Here is a 16,615-nt window from a genome sequence, read left to right as displayed (position 1 = left end):
TTTGCGGTGCCGACCGGCCGCCGGATGCCGCTTAGTAGCCCGCCTCGATCGCCAAGCGGATCGCTTCAGCCCCAGTGCGCACGCCGAGCGCCTTGAGCATGGCGGCGCGGTGCATCTTCACCGTGCGTTCGGTCAGGCCCATGTCCCAGGCGATCTGTTTGTTGAGCTTGCCCGCCGTCATCGCCACCAGCACATCGCGTTGGCGCGCGGTCAGCGCGTCGATCCGCAGCCGCGCTTCGGCGGAGCGCTGGGTCGCCTGTCCGTCCGGCTCGCCGACAGCCATCTGCGATCCCAGGAAATATTCGACCTCGCCCGTGTCACCGAAGATCGGCGCGACCATCACGGCATTGCGGAACGGCGTGCCGTCCTTGCGATAATTCCACAATTCCACGATCGCTGGGCGTCTTTCGCGAACGGCCTGACGCAGTTCGTCGGTTCGCTCCGCTTCGGTCGCTGCGCCTTTGAGGAAGCGGCAATTATGCCCGATAATCTCGTCGCGGCCATAGCCGGTGAGCGTCATGAAGGCGTCATTGCAATCGACGATCGGATTGTCGGGCAGGCGCGGATCGCTGATGACGGCGGGGATCGCGCTGTTGGCGATCATATCGGAAAGAGGCATGGACAAACGCACTCACATGGGGGGAGCGGGCAACAGACACGAAACCGCACCCTTTGGTCCATATTGCCCCATATATAGTGCTTCCTGCAAGGGTATGACCACAGCGATGGCACAATTTCCCCGTGCTTGCCCCTGGGCTTCACCGCTGTCGATTGCATTCGCCGCCGCTTGATCGCGCATCCTATTCTTGTCCTATCCCGTTTTTCCTCTGTCCTACATATAACCATATGGGATAAATGATTCCCCTCTTCAATAGCTGGGAGGCGGATATGGACGTTGCGGATCTGATCGACGAAGTCATTGCGCGGGAGGGTGGCTATAGCAATCATCCGGCCGATCGCGGCGGGCCGACCCATTGGGGGATCACCCAGGCCGTGGCGCGGGCGAATGGCTATGTCGGCCCGATGCAGGCGCTACCCCGCGCGCAGGCGGTGGCGATCTATCGACGGCTTTACTGGGACCAGCCGGGCTATGGCTTCATCGCCGAACTCGCGCCCGGCATTGCCGCAGAACTGTTCGATACCGCCGTCAATATGGGCGTTGCGACCGCGACCGGCTTTTTGCAGCGGGCGCTCAACGCGCTCAATCGCAACCAACAGGATTATCCCGATCTCAAGCTCGACCGGGTGATCAGCGCGCGGACGTTGGGCGCGCTGCGGGCCTTTCGAGCCTTGCGTGGTCCGGCGGGCGACCGCGTGCTGCTCAAGGCGATCGAGGCGATGCAGGGCGAACGTTATATCGCGCTCGCCGAAAGCCGCCCCGCCAATGAGGCCTTCCTCTATGGCTGGCTGGCCAACCGGATCGGTTAGGGAGGAATACATGACGCAGACACATCCCGCAACGCCCGCCGCCGATACCTGGACACGGCGGGCGCGGCCGACCTTCCTCTATGTCATCTATGCCCTGCTGCTCTGGTCGGTGCCGATGGGCCTGATCGCAGGCTGGCGACCAGCGGTGGCAGGCGCGATCATCAACGGTATGCGCGCCTATTTCAACGCCCTGCCCGAACCGCTCTATGCGCTCTTTGGCACCGGCTATCTGGGCTACACCGCCGCGCGCGCCTGGGGGAAGGCGAAGGGCGCGGACCGATAAGCGCTTAGCGCCCGATCGTGAGCAGCGAAACCAGAATAGCGGTCAGAAAGGCGGCGACGAACACCAGGATCGCACCACCCCATGCCCGCAATGGGCGCATGGCCAACATCGTGCGGAACAGCATGGATTGCACCCACAGATACCAGAGCGTCGCGAATCCGGCGCCGCTCAGGCCCAGCGCCCATTTCCATGCACCGATATGCTGGGCCGTCATCGTGGCAATCGCAACCATCAAGGCATAGGCCGACACCAGATAGCATTGGCCGAAAAAAGGCGGCCGCAGATATTTGCGTTCGAGCGGCTGCCCCTTGCGCCGCACAACATGCAAGGCGGCGAACAGCGGGAGCAGGCCATAGACGAAGGAGCGCCAGAGGATGAGATTTTGATCCGAACCGACCACCATCGCGCCCACCGCATTATGCGCCTGGATATGCTGCGTGTTGAGGCCCAATTCCAACGCATGGAGCAAAGCCAGCGTGATCAGCAGCAGCAGGGGTGGACTGAGCGTATCGGTATATTGATCCTCGTCGGCATCGGTCTGTTCGTGATTGGAATAATCGATCATGCGCAGCGGGTGCCGCACCACCAGCCAGAGGGTGCGGGGATAATAGATCAGCCAGCACATCAGTTCGAAAAGCAGATCTTCGAACGAACGGATGAGCTTGAGAAAATCCAATCCCCGTCCCTTTCCTTGTGCGATCGTCAGAAGCGCCGATGCGCTGCGGCATCCACGGTATCGCAGGTGCCGCGAAAGGCGTAGTCGGCCAGACCCTTTATGCTGATCTGTCCACTGGTGCGATTAATGTCGATCCGGGGCTTGTTAAGGCCATTCAGCCGATATTCGCCGGTAATCCGGTCGGGCTGCATCGAGACGTTATAAATGTCCCACCAACCATCCTCGGTACCGCGCGAATGCAGCGGCGGGATGAGCTTCTTGGGCAGCTTGATATGGCCACCGCCTTCCCAGAACTGGATCATGACCGAAGCATCGAACTGCTCCGCCGTCATTTCGACGCGATTGCCATAGCGATAGCGTTTTTTGTCGGAATCCCAGGTCCAGCCATAGCTGTTGGCCACGCCAGGCCGCTGTCCATCACCGAAACAGACCAGGCCGAGTTGGACCCTGTCGTTCATTTGGGCGCTGTCATCGGCAGCATAGCTGGGCGCGACACGGTCGGGCCGGGGCCGCGCATAGCCGATATCGGGTCGATGGGGCGCGCCACCATGGCCGCTAGGTGCACGGGCGGATTCGCCGCAATCGGGTGCGGGGGATTCAGTGATCGCCTGATAGCGGCCGTCATAAGTGACGACGCTGAGGCATTGCCGCCGATCGCCGTTCCACCAAAAGGTCCATTTGCGGTCATCGCCGGTTTCGATCCGCACGAAGCGGTAGCCGCGCGCTTTGAGCTGAGTCTCGCCGCCTGCCCCCTTGGCACCGACCAGATCGGCAACGTCGGCGGGCGCTTGGGCGAGGGCTGGAGCCGAAATCAGCAGGCCAAAAGGAAGAAGGATATGGGACGCACGCATTACGGGCATGGAGATACTCCCTGTTTCGTCCGCCCGCCTGCCCGCGACGGAGCATAGCGACTTCAAGCGTCGGGAAAACAGCAAAAAGAAGCAGCGCGCTGAAAATGAGAGGGGCCGCCGAACCCAAAGGTTCGACGGCCCATCATTGACATGGTCAGCGGCCGAAAGTGCCGCCCAAGGGAAATGATTGTCGCGCTATCCTGCCTGCACGGGGATGGCCTGTCTGTTGGCGCTTGAAATCCCGTTTGCAGGGAGGATCGACGGCACAGCGTCGCTCAGCGGCGCATTTCCCGAATGGACTTGACCGACCCCATTGCTGAACCATGAGACATCGGATCACCTCCTTTCGCTATGTTGAAGCCCGCGTGGCCCGCTTCAGGCGTCTGCCCTTGGCCTGTCCACACCGCGAATGTGAATCAGGTGGGGAGGATGATCAAGCCTTGTAAAATTCTTTTTTCGAATCATACTTCTTCGTCCGCGCTTTTCCCAACTGCGTCGAAATCCCCTAGCCCCGGCAATCTTCGATCACCCGTGCGACTTCCGCCCAGGCAGGCAGGATCAGCGGGGCAAGCCCCTGCACCTCCACCGCAAACTTACCCCGGCTATAGGCAATCTGGTCCAGCGTGACGTCGGAAGCGGCGCGGACGGCCTGGACCTGCGGTTGCGGCGTGGCAATGCTCGTGGTCGGCCACAGGACGGCACCATAGCTGGTGCGCAGCGTCATCGCCCCCTGCCCTGTTCCCATGCGCACTACGGCGATCCGGCTCGTCGCCCGGTCGCAGCGGACGGCGAGGTGCGGGGCGGTCGCGCCGGGGCCGAAGGACGCGACCGATCCGGTCGGTTCCGTCCGGTAGGTCCAGTTGCCGGGCGTCGTCGGACGATTATGCCATTCCGTGGCCACCGGCGCGGGGGTGGCAGGCGCGATCGGCGGTGGCGCCGGAGCCGGGCGCGGCGCTGGCGTCGGCGCTGGAGCGGGTGCCCGCTGCGCGGGGCCGACACAGGAGCCGAGCAGGACCAGCAGGGGGGACAGGGCGGCAAATGAAGGGATGAGGCGCATCACCAACCCATGCCGGAGCCGGACGGGCGGCTCAAGGCGAAAAGGCCGAAGTGACGCTTAGCGCCGCCAGCGTGCCCAGATGGCGGTGGGCAACAGCAGGCCGCGTGCCTCCTCGCGCACCGCCAATTCCCCGACCTCGACCGTGCCGGGCAGGTCGGCAAACGCTTGCCGCAGCAATTCGCCGATCGCCAGTGCTGACATGCGGACGGCATAGACGGTCAGGAACAGGAAACGGCTGTCCGCATCAAGCAACTGGCGGCAATTGGCGATGAGGGCAGGCAAATCCTCCTCCAATCGCCAGACTTCGCCGTCAGGGCCGCGGCCATATTTGGGCGGGTCGAGCAAGATGCCGTCATAGCGGCGGCCGCGCCGGACTTCGCGGGCGACGAATTTGGCCGCATCCTCGACGATCCAGCGAATCGGCTTGTCCGCCATGCCGGACATATCCGCATTGGCCCGCGCCTGCGCCACCGACTTCTTCGACGCATCGACATGGACCATACGCGCGCCGCTGGCCGACATGGCGAGCGTGCCGACGCCGGTATAGCCGAACAGGTTCATGACTTCGGCCTCCGCCTTGTCGGCGGTCCGTTCCCGCATCCAGTCCCACACGGGGGCCATGTCCGGGAAGAAACCGAGATGGCGGAAGGGAGTACAACTCGACTGGAAGGTCACGTCCTGCCAGCGCAGCGGCCAGCCATCTGCGGGGACTGGCTGATCATAATACCAGCGACCGCCGCCATCCTCGTCCGATCCGGGGACAAATTCAGCGTCTGCCTTCCAATCTTCGGTCGCGGGTGCCCACATCGCCTGTGGTTCGGGGCGAATGAAGCGGTAGCGGCCATAGCGCTCCAGCTTGCGGCCGTTGCCCGAATCGATGAGGCCATAGTCGGCCCAGGGTTCGCCGATGAGGGTTTTGAGTTCCATAGCAGTTTCCCGTTCGGTTCGAGCCTGTCGAGAACCCTCGCGCATCCGGTTCTCGACAAGCTCGAACCGAACGGAGTTGGTTATGCCCTGGGCGTCGCGCGCTCGGCGACATAGGCGGTTACCGCTTCGAACGTGCCGGGCAGCTTCACATAGCTTTCCTCACGCGCGAACAGGTCGCCGACACGGGCGGGCAGCGGCGGGCGGGTGCCGGTGGCGCGCTCGACGGCGTCGCGGAACTTGGCCGGGTGCGCGGTCGCCAGTGTGACGACCGGGATCGACGCATCGACACCTGCTTCGCGCGCAGCGGCTAGGCCGATGGCGCTGTGCGGATCGATGATCTGCCCAGACCCGTCATAGGCCCAGCGCATCGCCATGGTCATGCTGTCGGCATCGATGCGTGCCGAAGCGAAGAGCGCTGCCGCCCCGTCGCGCTGGGCGTTGGTCAGGCGCATCGCCTTGCTGCCCTCGAACCCGCGCATCTGCTCGGCAAGCGCCTGGCCGTTGCGCCCACCCGCGTCGAACAGCAGCCGCTCGAAATTGGAGCTGACCTGGATGTCCATGCTGGGTGTCGCGGTCGGCACGACCTGGCCTTGGCTATAGTCGCCGTCGGACAAGGCGCGATGCAAGATGTCGTTGACGTTGGTCGCAACGATCAGCTTGGCGACGGGCAGCCCCATCTTCGCCGCGACATAGCCCGCAAACACGTCGCCGAAATTGCCGGTAGGGACCGAGAAGGCGACCGGCCGTTCAGGCGCACCCAGGCGCACGGCGGCGTAGAAATAATAGACGACCTGCGCCATCAACCGCGCCCAGTTGATCGAGTTGACGGCCGATAGGTTGAACCGGCGCGAGAAATCCGCGTCGTTGAACATGCGCTTCACCAGCGCCTGCGCATCGTCGAAACTGCCGTCTATCGCGATGTTGTAGACGTTGGGCGCGCGCACCGTGGTCATCTGCCGTCGCTGCACGTCGGACACCCGGCCATCGGGATGGAGCATGAAAATGTCGATCTTCTCGCGACCCGCCACGGCATCGATCGCCGCCGATCCGGTATCGCCCGACGTTGCGCCAACGATGGTCAGATGATCATCGCGGCGCGACAGGAAGCGTTCGAACAATTGCCCCAGCAGCTGCAGCGCGACATCCTTGAACGCCAGGGTCGGGCCGTGGAACAGTTCGAGCAGCCAATGCTGATGATCGAGCTGCACCAGCGGCACGACCGCCTGATGGCTGAACCGGCTATAGGCGGTGGTGCATAGTTCGCGCAGTTCGTCTTCGGTCAGCGAACCGGCGACGAAGGGGGTCATGACCCGTACCGCGGTTTCGACATAGGACAGACCGCCAAGGGCGCGAATGTCATCCGCCGAGAAACTGGGCCAGCTTGTCGGCAGATACAGCCCGCCATCGGACGCAAGCCCCGCCAGCGTCACATCCTCGAAACCGAGCGACGGCGCGCTCCCCCTGGTGCTTTGATATTGCATGATGGGAAAGCGCGGTAGCGACCCCTGCGCCGCTGGGCAAGTATTTACGGGGCTTTGGCCGCGTTCCGGCGGCGCAGTGCGAGAATATAGATGATGATGGCGATCACGGCGAAGAAGAACCACTGCACCGCATAGGCGAGATGATTGTTGGGAACGTCGGCGGCGCTGGGCGGTGCGCTGGCCTTCATGCCCGTTGGCGCGGTGCGCGCGATGAGCATGGGCCGCAGCGGCGTCGCCTTGCCGCCTATGCGCGAAATGAGGGCGCGATGGTCCGGCTCTTCGCTGATCCATCCTGCGATCTGACCACCGGTCCAATCAGGCTTGGCATCGGGCCGCTGCGTCACGCCGACCGCCACGAGAGCGCCCGGTCCTTCCGCGCCGGTCGCGCACTGGGCGATATGGCGATAACCGGTGCTGCCGTCAGCGGCGCGACCGGCCTCCACCTGCCAGCCGACCACGCGCAGGCAGTGGAGCGACGAGGGGCGAAAGAGCAGGTCGGGTCCGACCGGGGGCATCGCCGGAAAGGCGACGGGCGGCTTACCGGGATTGCTGGCGGCGCGGTTCAGCGCCGCTGCCTTTTCCGCGCGGCGATCAATCTGCCAGATGCCGAGGCCGATCATCACCAGGACGGCGAGCGCGACGATGATGGTCGGGATCAGGGGGATGCGCGTGGTGGGCGGGGCGGGATCGGGCAAGGGGTCCATGGGCTGGATGCATAGCGCCCCGCAGCACAAAAGAAAACGGCCGGAGCGATGCCCCGGCCGTGCGTCTCATTTTAGGGGATGGTGCTTAGCCGTGAACCGGCGCGCCCCAGCCACCCCAGACATAGATGGCGACGAAGAGGAACAGCCACACCACGTCGACGAAGTGCCAATACCAGGCAGCCGCTTCGAAGCCGAAATGCTGGCGCGGGGTGAAGTGGCCCTTATAGGCACGCGCCAAGTTGACGATCAGGAAGATCGTGCCGACCAGAACGTGGAAGCCATGGAAGCCGGTCGCCATATAGAAGGCCGAGCTGTAAGGATTGCCGCCGAAGTCGAACGGGGCGTGGGCATATTCATAGGCCTGCACGCAGGAGAAGACCGCGCCCAGGATGATGGTGCACCACAGACCCTTGATCATGCCATCGCGATCGCCGTGGATCAGCGCATGGTGCGACCAGGTGATGGTCGTGCCCGAACAGAGCAAGATCAGCGTGTTGAGCAAGGGCAGTTCAAACGCATTCATCACTTCCACGCCCTTCGACGGGAACAGGCCGTCGATCGGGGGAAGGGCGCTGGGGAAGAGGGCGAAGTCGAAGAACGCCCAGAACCAGCCGACGAAGAACATGACTTCCGACGCGATGAACAGGATCATGCCATAGCGCAGATGCAACTGCACCACGGGTGTATGATCGCCGGCATGCGCTTCGGCGACGACATGCGCCCACCAGCTGTAGAAGGTGAAGAGGACGCCGGCGAAACCGAGCATGAACACCCAGCCGCCGCCAGCGGGCAGCGCATCGGGATGCATCCACATGATCGCGCCCATCGCCATGACGAGCACCGACATCGAACCGAACAACGGCCAGATGCTGGGCGGGAGAATATGATAATCGTGATTCTTGGCGCCTGCCATGACGTGCTCTTCCCTGTTCGCGTTATCGTTGCTTGCCTTAGCTTGCCTTCTTGCCCGGCTCAACCGGGTAGAATGTGTAGCTCAGCGTAATCTGTTGCGTGTCCTTGTTGTCGGGATCGTCGAGAATTTTGGGATCGACGAAATAGAGGACGGGCATCCGCACCTCCTGGCCCGGCTGCAAGGTCTGCTCTGTGAAGCAGAAACACTGGATCTTGGTGAAATAGGCGCCCGCCTGGGTCGGCGTGACGTTGAAACTGGCGGTGCCGGTCACGGGCTTGTCGGACATGTTCTTCGCGATGAAGATCGCCATGTCCTTCCGTCCGACGGTGACGGTATCCGTACGATGTTCGGGGTAGAATTGCCAGGGCATGCCGGGCTGGACGTTCGAATCGAAGCGGATCGACATGGTGTGGCCAGCCGCTTCGCTGACCTGCACATTGGCGTCCGCGCGCATGGTGGTGCCGCCGAACCCGGTCTGTTCACAAAAGATGCGATAGAGCGGAACCGACGCGAAGCCCAGCGCCAGCATCGACAGCCCGACGCCCGCCATGGTCAGCATGGTCCGGCGGTTGCGCCGGTCGCGGTCGAAGGGGGACGGCGGTAGCGTGGCCATCATAGCGTGTCGCTCGTGCCGATCTTCGCCAGGGTGATGGCGAAGAAGAGGATGACGAAAAAGCCGAGCAGCAGGCCCGTGACGAGCGAGCGCGACTTCTGCCTAGCGCGGATGATATCTTCTTCTTCGGGGGTCATGCCATTACCCAGCGGTCGGCGACCACTGCTCCAAAGAGAAGAAAAAGATAGAGGATCGAATATTTGAACAGACGCCGCTCCGGTTGCATCCGCGTCTGATCGCTTTCACGGCGGCGATAGACCTGGAAGGCGAAGACCGCGAACAAGGCTGTGCCGAGCAGCGCAACGGTGCCGTAAATCGGCCCGGTCAGGCGCAGCAGCACCGGCGCCATGGCCGCGACCGCCATGATCGCGGTGTAGAACCAGATTTGGCGGCGGGTGACGACCTCGCCCGACACCACAGGCAGCATCGGAATACCGGCAGCGGCATAATCGGTCTTCACGAACAGCGCGAGCGCCCAGAAATGGGGCGGCGTCCAAAAGAAGATCAGCATGAACAGCGCGATCGGCAGCGCGGTGATATCGCCAGTGACGGCCGCCCAGCCGATGACTGGCGGGAATGCGCCCGCTGCGCCGCCGATGACGATATTCTGCGCCGTGCGGGGCTTGAGCCAGATGGTGTAGATGAAGACGTAGAAAAGGATCGAGACAGCCAGCACGGCAGCGGCGAGCCAATTGGTCGCCATGCCCATCAGGATGACCGAGAAGAAGGACAGGCCAACGCCGAAATGCAGTGCCGATTGGCGATCCATACGCCCGGCGGGCAGCGGCCGATTGGCGGTGCGCTTCATCTTGGCGTCGATATCCGCCTCATACCATTGGTTGAGGCTGGCAGCGGCTCCTGCGCCGAGCGCGATGCAGAGGATCGCCGTGAAAGCGAGGACCGGATGAATGGTGCCGGGTGCCGCCAGCAGGCCGCACAGGCCCGTGAACACGACCAATGTCATGACGCGCGGCTTGGTCAGCGCGAGGAAGTCGCGCCAATGGGCCGTGATCGGGGTCGATGTCATCGTCGCGGTCGTCATATTTGTTCCGGCCCCACCATTTGGGGGCATATAGCATAAGGGGGGCGGGCGACTGTCACCCGCCCCCGATCATGTCAGTCCGTCCAGCGATCAGTGATGCGCGGCATCATCGATCACGGGCAGGGTTTCGAACTGGTGGAAGGGCGGCGGGCTGGACAAGGTCCATTCCAGCGTCGTTGCGCCTTCACCCCAGGGATTGCCTGCGGCCTTCTTGCCGGCCGCGAGCGACCAGAAGATGTTGATGAAGAAGATCAGCACGCCGACGGCCATGATTTCATAGCCATGGCTGGCGATCTTGTTCCAGTAGGCAAAGGCTTCGGGATAGTCGGGGTAGCGACGCGGCATGCCCGACAGACCCAGGAAGTGCATCGGGAAGAACAGCAGGTTCACGCCCACGAAGAACACCCAGAAATGCAGGTGGCCGAGGAACTCGTTATACATGCGGCCCGACATCTTCGGGAACCAGTAATAGAAGCCCGCGAACAGGCCGAACACGGCACCCAGCGAAAGGACATAGTGGAAGTGCGCCACGACATAATAGGTGTCGTGCAGCACGTCATCAACGCCGCCATTGGCCAGCACGACGCCCGTCACGCCGCCCACGGTGAAGAGGAAGATGAAGCCCAGCGCCCAGACCATCGGGGTCTTGAAGCTGATAGACCCACCCCAGATGGTCGCGATCCACGAGAAGATCTTGATGCCGGTGGGCACCGCGATGACCATGGTGGCGGCGGTGAAATACATCTTCACATTGACCGACATGCCGGTCGTGAACATGTGGTGCGCCCACACGACGAAACCGACGACGCCGATCGCGACCATGGCATAGGCCATGCCGAGATAGCCGAACACCGGCTTGCGGCTGAAGGTCGAGATGATCTGGCTGACGATACCGAAGCCGGGCAGGATCATGATATAAACTTCGGGGTGACCGAAGAACCAGAACAGATGCTGGTAGAGTTCAGGGTCGCCGCCACCGGCAGCGTCATAGAAGGTGGTGCCGAAGTTGCGGTCGGTCAGCAGCATGGTGATGGCAGCAGCGAGGACCGGCAGAGCCAGCAGCAGCAGGAAGGCGGTGACCAGCACCGACCAAACGAACAGCGGCATCTTGTGCAGGGTCATGCCCGGCGCGCGCATATTGAGGATGGTGGTGATGAAGTTGACCGCCCCCAGGATCGAGCCAGCGCCTGCGATATGCAGCGACAGGATCGCCATATCGACGGCGGGGCCAGCCGAACCGCTGGTCGACAGCGGCGCATAGACCGTCCAGCCAGTGCCCGCGCCATAGCCGGTGCCGCCGGGTACGAAGGCCGAGCCGAGCAGCAGCGCGAAGGCGGGGATGAGCAGCCAGAAGCTGATATTGTTCATCCGCGGGAAGGCCATGTCCGGCGCACCGATCATGATCGGCACGAACCAGTTGCCAAAGCCGCCGATGATCGCGGGCATCACCATGAAGAAGACCATGATGAGGCCGTGCGCGGTGATCAGCGCGTTCCAGAGGTGATAGGCCTGGTCGAGCGAGGCAGGCTCCGCACCCAGCATCGCATGCTGGATATTGGCCCAGCCCTGCAGATATTGGATGCCCGGCTCTGCCAGTTCGACGCGCATCAGACCCGAAATCGCGCCGCCGACGACGCCGGCGAAGATCGCGAAGATCAGATAGAGGGTGCCGATGTCCTTGTGGTTGGTGGACATGAACCAGCGCTGGAAGAAGGCCGGCTTGTGATCGGCGTCATGATGATCATGAGCATGATCGCCGTATTGATCTGCGGTGATGGTGGTCATGGCGTATCTGCCCTCTTAAAGCGCGTTGTTGCCGACGTCGTCGGACGGCGGGGCGGGCAGCACACTGCCCTGTTGCGGGCCCATCGGTGCGTCTGGCGCGGCGGTGCCGTTCTTGAGCGACCCACTCTGCGACAGCACCCACTGGTCGAACTGCTCAGGCGGCAGCGCTTCGATCGCGATCGGCATGAAGCCATGGCGCGCGCCGCACAGTTCCGAACATTGCCCATAATAGACGCCGGGCTTTTCGATGGTGAAGCTCTTTTCGTTCAGACGACCGGGAACCGCATCCATCTTCACCCAGAGCGAAGGCACGGCGAAGCTGTGGATCACGTCTGCGGCGGTGATGATGAGCTTCACCGGACGACCGGCGGGCAGGATCAGGCGGTTGTCGACGGCCAACTGAAACGGTTCGCCACCGGCCTTCGCCTGTTCCTTGGTCAGCATGTTCGACACATATTCGGGGATGCCCGCGTCGGGATATTCATAGCCCCAATACCATTGATAGCCGGTGACCTTGACGGTCAGCGCATCCTTGGGCGCGGGCTTATACTGGTCGGCGAGCAGCCCGATCGACGGCACCGCGATCACCAGCAGGATGATGACCGGAACGACCGTCCAGATCACTTCGATGAAGGTGTTGTGCGACGTCTTGGACGGCACCGGGTTGGCGCTGCGGCGATAGCGGACCATCACATAGAGCATCAGCGCCAGCACCAGCACGGAGATGAGCGTGATGAGCGGCAGCAGCATCACGTCATGCAACCAGCGCGCACTGTGCCCGGTCGAGGTGAACTGCTCCTGCAGGGTGATCTCGCCCGGTTTGGGCATGCCGATGCCTTCGGTCGGCTTCATGCGCGGCGGCGCGGCGACCTTGGCGGCTGGCGCAGCGTCGGCGGCGGGCGCAGCGGCGTTCGCTGCCGAATCAGCAGGCGCGGCGACAGTGGCCGCCGCCGGAGCGGCAGCGGTTGCATTGTCCTGCGCGAAGGCCGGACCGTTCATCGCCATTGCTGGCGCAAAGGCCAACAATCCTGCGAGAACGAGCGATTTCACCTGTATCATAGCGTCTTCTTACCCCGTAACCCCTTGGCGCCGCTGCAACGAAGACGCGCGCATGCACATCGTCCCCGCCCGGTCGGTTCTGCCGCGGCTTATAGGCATGGTTTTTTGATGCCTCAAGCTAGCAGGAGCAGATTTTCTTCGCTGTTGCAACGTTCCCTTCCGGCCCCTATTTCGCTGCTGCGCGCACAGGGGCGCGTTCATGGCGCGCCGGTGCGTGCCGTGCCGATAGGGAAGCGGGCCGTGCCATATAGGGGCCGGACCGCGCGACAGGATAGATAAACGGCATGACCGACGAAGAAGTTTTGGCGGAATTCCGGGCAGCAGGGGCGCTGCTCGAAGGACATTTCATCCTGTCTTCGGGCCGCCGCAGCGCCAATTATCTGCAATGCGCCCGCGTCCTGATGAGCGCGGAGCGCGCGGGCAGGCTCGCGCTGGCCGTGGTGCAGAAATTGTCGCGCGAATTGCGGCAGGAGATCGACCTGGTGGTTTCGCCAGCCATGGGCGGCCTCATCATCGGTCATGAAGTCGGCCGGGCGCTGGGCAAGGACGCGGTGTTCCTCGAACGCCCCGAAGGGACGTTCGAACTGCGCCGGGGCTTTGCCATATCGCCGGGGCAGAAAATCCTGATGGTCGAAGATGTCGTCACCACTGGCCTGTCCTCGCGCCAGGCGATCGAAGCGGTCGCAGCCGAAGGTGGCATCGTCATCGCCGAAGCGGCCCTTGTCGATCGCTCGGCGGGCGAAGTGGATCTGGGCGTGCCCTTCTATCCACTCGTGTCGATCAATTTCCCGGTCTATGACGCTGATGCCCTGCCGCCCGAACTGGCGGCGATCCCGGCGATCAAGCCGGGCAGCCGGAAGGTCTAGCCGATGCCCCACTCCCCCGCTCCGCTGCGCCTGGGCGTCAATATCGACCATGTGGCGACCATCCGCAACGCACGTGGCGGGGATCATCCCGATCCGGTCAAGGCGGCGCTGCTGGCGGTGAAGGCGGGGGCAGACGGCATCACGGCGCATCTGCGCGAGGACCGGCGGCATATCCGCGACGAAGATGTGGCCACGTTGATGGCGGCGCTCAGCGTGCCGCTCAACCTGGAGATGGCGGCGACGGCGGAGATGCTGGATATCGCGCTGCGCTACAAGCCGCACGCCGCCTGCATCGTGCCGGAAAAGCGCGAAGAACGCACGACCGAGGGCGGACTGGATGCGGCCGGGCAGTTCGAAACGCTACGGCCAATCGTCGCGGCGCTCAAAGATGCGGGCATCCGCGTCAGCCTGTTCATTGAAGCCGACGCTGCCCAAATCGACGCGGCGATCCGGCTGAACGTACCCGTCGTGGAACTGCATACCGGCGCCTATGCCCATCTGACCGGCGAACCGCGCGCCGCCGAACTGCGCCGTATCGCCGACGCGGCGGCGCTGGCCGCGAAGAACGGCATCGAGCCCCATGCGGGCCATGGCCTGACCTTCGACAATGTCGGGCCGATCGCCGCCATCCCGCAGGTCGCCGAACTCAATATCGGCCATTTCCTGATCGGCGAAGCGATCTTCGGTGGCCTGGAAGGCAGCATCCGCGAAATGCGGCGGCAGATGGATTTGGCGCGGTGAGACAATGGGTGGATCGCGACCGTTCTTCACCCCTCCCCTTCAGGGGAGGGGCCGGGGGTGGGGGCTATCGTCTTGACGTCGCGTCTGTGGCACGCCCCCACCCCAACCCCTCCCCTGAAGGGGAGGGGCTTTCAAAGTGATCATCGGCCTCGGCTCCGACCTCTGCAATATCGAGCGCATCCAGAATTCGCTCGACCGCTTCGGTGCGCGCTTCGAGAGCCGCGTGTTCACCGATGTCGAACAGGCCAAGGCTAATCGCCGCCCCTTCACCAAGGCGGGGACGCTGGCCAAGCGCTTCGCCGCCAAGGAGGCCTTTTCCAAGGCGGTCGGCACTGGATTCAAATCGGGCGTGTTCATGAAGGATATCGGCGTGGTCAATGCCCCTTCGGGCGCGCCGACGCTGGCCCTCACCGGTGGCGCGCTAGCCCGGCTCGACGCGCTTGTGCCGGCGGGGCATAGACCCGTCATCCACCTGACCCTGACCGACGATCATCCCTGGGCGCAGGCCTTTGTCATTATCGAGGCGCTTCCCCTGTGACGACCGATCCCACCAGCCTGCACGACACGACCGCCGACGCGCATAGCCCTTCCGAGGACGTGATGCCCAAATCGGACGTCAATTGGTGGCAGGAGATCAAGAGCATCACGCTGCTGATCCTGGCGGTGCTGGCCTTCCACAGCTTCGTCGCCAAGCCCTTCTATATCCCGTCCGAATCGATGATGCCGGTGCTGCTGACCGGCGACCGGCTGGTGGTGAGCAAATTCCCCTATGGCTGGTCCTATGTCTCGCCCAGCTTCCATCCCTTGCCTTTTCTGAAGGGCCGGATTTTGGGGCGGTTACCGGCACGCGGCGACATCGTCATCGTGTCGCCCCAAAATAGGCGCGAGGATTATATCAAGCGGGTCATCGGCCTGCCCGGCGACATCATCGAAGTGCGCGGTGGGCAGGTGCTGCTTAACGGCGTGGCGGTGAAGCAGCGCATCTTGAAGCCGCTGCCCCTGCTCGTCGATAGCAATGCCCCCTGCCCGCCGCTGCAATTCCCCGGCGCGCGGATGCAGGGCGCGGACGGCAAGGATTATTGCGAATTGCCGGTGCGGCAGGAAATCCTGCCCAATGGCAAAACCTATCTCACCATCGACATGGGACCGAGTGCGCTCGATTGGTATGGCCCGGTGCGCGTGCCGGAAAACCACGTCTTCCTGATGGGCGACAATCGCGACAACAGCGCCGACAGCCGCGCGCCGCTGGAGGAAAACGGCCTGGGCGGTCCCGTACCCTGGGAAGCGATCGGCGGCCGCGCCGAGTTCATCACCTTCAGCCTGGACGGCGATTCAAGCTGGAACCCGCTGACCTGGTTCGGTGCTTTCCGCAGCGGGCGGGCAGGCAACAGCCTGCGGCCGCAGAGCGTGACGGAGGTAGAATAGCAGACGTAGCTCGGCGCGTTGGCAGCGCCCCATGTCAAGCGCTTACCAGGCCGGAGTTCCAACGGTTCACTATTCTGACAGCAGGCGTCCAACTCACGCCATTCCGATATTGATGTCGGAAAGCCAGCTTATGCTCGGATCGGCCATTCGGTATTGGCAAATCGGAACTGCACCGCAATGTTGATGTCCAAATCAACTTGCGGTGATCCAGAAACTGCCGTTCGCCCGCATCTCACTATGTTGCGCCCGCGCCCAAAGTTGAAACGGTCGTGGATTACCGAACTTTGATCAGCATCGCGGTCATTCTTTTGGCGGCGAAGGGCGGGAGTTTGACCGCTTTTGCCGCCGCTACGTCGGCGGCGGTGGGTTTGCCGACCTGGATCAGCGCGACCATACCCATCGAATAATGCGGCATGCATTTGATGCCATAGAGGCCGGGCTTGGTTACGGTCAGCACCGCTTCCTTGTTCATGCCCCCCTTCATCGGTGTCGCGCCCGCTGGCAGCATCGTGGCCATGGTTTCGGCGTTGTGGCTGGGGTCGGTGGGCTGGAAGCGGATCACGTCGCCTGGCGCGGCCTTCACAAAGGCCGGTTCGAACACCATCGCGCCCTCTGCGCCCCTATTTTTCATGTGGACAATGATGTCCTTGGCCGAAGCTGGAAAAACGGTGCCGCCCAGCATGAGGCCGACCAGCGCCACGCGCAGCGTCGAACGATGAAACATGGCATCTCTCCTGATATTATGGGCGCAAAAGCGCGGTCCG

At 63.2% G+C, this 16,615-nt stretch carries 20 protein-coding genes; 6 read left to right on the top strand and 14 right to left on the bottom strand.

All coding sequences use genetic code 11. The features are described from left to right. Positions 1 to 31 precede the first annotated feature (31 nt). The gene (locus tag ACZ2HM_RS15335; protein WP_470425619.1) at positions 32 to 619 is read right to left on the bottom strand and encodes a PAS domain-containing protein; all 588 of its coding nucleotides are present in this window, start codon (positions 617 to 619) and stop codon (positions 32 to 34) included. 269 nt (positions 620 to 888) lie between these two features. Here ACZ2HM_RS15335 and ACZ2HM_RS15330 point away from each other — a divergent pair, with 269 nt between their 5' ends. Together ACZ2HM_RS15330 and ACZ2HM_RS15325 are read left to right on the top strand one after the other, a co-directional pair. Continuing rightward, positions 889 to 1,428, top strand: coding sequence for a glycoside hydrolase family 108 protein (locus ACZ2HM_RS15330; protein WP_470425618.1), 540 nt, complete (start codon positions 889 to 891; stop codon positions 1,426 to 1,428). Positions 1,429 to 1,438: 10 nt separating this feature from the next. Then, positions 1,439 to 1,711 (top strand): 3TM-type holin, encoded by a 273-nt coding sequence (locus ACZ2HM_RS15325; protein WP_470425617.1) that lies wholly within the window; start codon positions 1,439 to 1,441, stop codon positions 1,709 to 1,711. Positions 1,712 to 1,715: 4 nt separating this feature from the next. Here ACZ2HM_RS15325 and ACZ2HM_RS15320 read toward each other — a convergent pair whose 3' ends face one another. The 12 genes from ACZ2HM_RS15320 to coxB all read right to left on the bottom strand — a co-directional run bounded on the left by ACZ2HM_RS15320 (position 1,716) and on the right by coxB (position 12,819). Further along, entirely contained in the window at positions 1,716 to 2,387 is a 672-nt protein-coding gene (locus tag ACZ2HM_RS15320) for a hypothetical protein (protein WP_470425616.1), read from the bottom strand. Between the two features lie 26 nt (positions 2,388 to 2,413). Further along, positions 2,414 to 3,247 (bottom strand): hypothetical protein, encoded by an 834-nt coding sequence (locus tag ACZ2HM_RS15315; protein ID WP_470425615.1) that lies wholly within the window; start codon positions 3,245 to 3,247, stop codon positions 2,414 to 2,416. A 496-nt stretch (positions 3,248 to 3,743) separates the two neighbouring features. Further along, complete coding sequence (locus ACZ2HM_RS15310; RefSeq protein ID WP_470425614.1) at positions 3,744 to 4,295, bottom strand: hypothetical protein; 552 nt, start codon at positions 4,293 to 4,295, stop codon at positions 3,744 to 3,746. Between the two features lie 57 nt (positions 4,296 to 4,352). Then, complete coding sequence (locus tag ACZ2HM_RS15305) at positions 4,353 to 5,222, bottom strand: RsmD family RNA methyltransferase (protein WP_470425613.1); 870 nt, start codon at positions 5,220 to 5,222, stop codon at positions 4,353 to 4,355. A gap of 80 nt (positions 5,223 to 5,302) precedes the next feature. Beyond that, complete coding sequence (gene thrC, locus ACZ2HM_RS15300) at positions 5,303 to 6,703, bottom strand: threonine synthase (protein WP_037475792.1); 1,401 nt, start codon at positions 6,701 to 6,703, stop codon at positions 5,303 to 5,305. 44 nt (positions 6,704 to 6,747) lie between these two features. Further along, on the bottom strand, positions 6,748 to 7,407 hold the full coding sequence (locus ACZ2HM_RS15295) for an SURF1 family protein (RefSeq protein WP_470425612.1): 660 nt from the start codon (positions 7,405 to 7,407) through the stop codon (positions 6,748 to 6,750). Positions 7,408 to 7,492: 85 nt separating this feature from the next. Beyond that, on the bottom strand, positions 7,493 to 8,320 hold the full coding sequence (locus tag ACZ2HM_RS15290) for a cytochrome c oxidase subunit 3 (protein WP_096060913.1): 828 nt from the start codon (positions 8,318 to 8,320) through the stop codon (positions 7,493 to 7,495). A gap of 37 nt (positions 8,321 to 8,357) precedes the next feature. Beyond that, the gene (locus tag ACZ2HM_RS15285) at positions 8,358 to 8,933 is read right to left on the bottom strand and encodes a cytochrome c oxidase assembly protein (protein WP_069066955.1); all 576 of its coding nucleotides are present in this window, start codon (positions 8,931 to 8,933) and stop codon (positions 8,358 to 8,360) included. Next, positions 8,933 to 9,070: a hypothetical protein gene (locus ACZ2HM_RS15280; RefSeq protein ID WP_171899237.1), complete on the bottom strand. Its 138-nt coding sequence runs from the start codon at positions 9,068 to 9,070 to the stop codon at positions 8,933 to 8,935. The genes ACZ2HM_RS15285 and ACZ2HM_RS15280 overlap by 1 nt, the downstream gene beginning before the upstream one ends. Next, positions 9,067 to 9,975: a heme o synthase gene (locus tag ACZ2HM_RS15275; protein WP_470425611.1), complete on the bottom strand. Its 909-nt coding sequence runs from the start codon at positions 9,973 to 9,975 to the stop codon at positions 9,067 to 9,069. Before ACZ2HM_RS15275 ends, ACZ2HM_RS15280 begins: the two co-directional genes overlap by 4 nt. A 90-nt stretch (positions 9,976 to 10,065) precedes the next feature. Continuing rightward, on the bottom strand, positions 10,066 to 11,760 hold the full coding sequence (gene ctaD / locus ACZ2HM_RS15270) for a cytochrome c oxidase subunit I (protein ID WP_069065770.1): 1,695 nt from the start codon (positions 11,758 to 11,760) through the stop codon (positions 10,066 to 10,068). A 15-nt stretch (positions 11,761 to 11,775) separates the two neighbouring features. Continuing rightward, positions 11,776 to 12,819 (bottom strand): cytochrome c oxidase subunit II, encoded by a 1,044-nt coding sequence (coxB, locus tag ACZ2HM_RS15265; protein ID WP_470425610.1) that lies wholly within the window; start codon positions 12,817 to 12,819, stop codon positions 11,776 to 11,778. A 284-nt stretch (positions 12,820 to 13,103) separates the two neighbouring features. Here coxB and pyrE point away from each other — a divergent pair, with 284 nt between their 5' ends. The 4 genes from pyrE to lepB all read left to right on the top strand — a co-directional run bounded on the left by pyrE (position 13,104) and on the right by lepB (position 15,851). Further along, entirely contained in the window at positions 13,104 to 13,685 is a 582-nt protein-coding gene (gene pyrE / locus ACZ2HM_RS15260; protein WP_470425609.1) for an orotate phosphoribosyltransferase, read from the top strand. A 3-nt stretch (positions 13,686 to 13,688) separates the two neighbouring features. Further along, entirely contained in the window at positions 13,689 to 14,426 is a 738-nt protein-coding gene (locus tag ACZ2HM_RS15255; RefSeq protein WP_470425608.1) for a pyridoxine 5'-phosphate synthase, read from the top strand. A gap of 136 nt (positions 14,427 to 14,562) precedes the next feature. Beyond that, positions 14,563 to 14,964 (top strand): holo-ACP synthase, encoded by a 402-nt coding sequence (gene acpS, locus ACZ2HM_RS15250; RefSeq protein ID WP_069065768.1) that lies wholly within the window; start codon positions 14,563 to 14,565, stop codon positions 14,962 to 14,964. A 62-nt stretch (positions 14,965 to 15,026) separates the two neighbouring features. Beyond that, a complete protein-coding gene (gene lepB, locus ACZ2HM_RS15245) occupies positions 15,027 to 15,851 on the top strand; it encodes a signal peptidase I (protein WP_470426867.1) in 825 nt (274 codons plus the stop codon). 274 nt (positions 15,852 to 16,125) lie between these two features. On the opposite strand, the gene ACZ2HM_RS15240 is transcribed toward lepB, so the two are convergent. Beyond that, positions 16,126 to 16,575, bottom strand: a complete 450-nt coding sequence (locus tag ACZ2HM_RS15240; RefSeq protein ID WP_470425607.1) for a pseudoazurin — start codon at positions 16,573 to 16,575, stop codon at positions 16,126 to 16,128. Between the last annotated feature and the right edge of the window lie 40 nt (positions 16,576 to 16,615).

This window comes from Sphingobium sp. KKT206 (assembly GCF_055640555.1).
The sequence above is the reverse complement of the archived record's forward strand: the minus strand, read 5'-3'. Positions and strand labels throughout refer to the sequence as shown.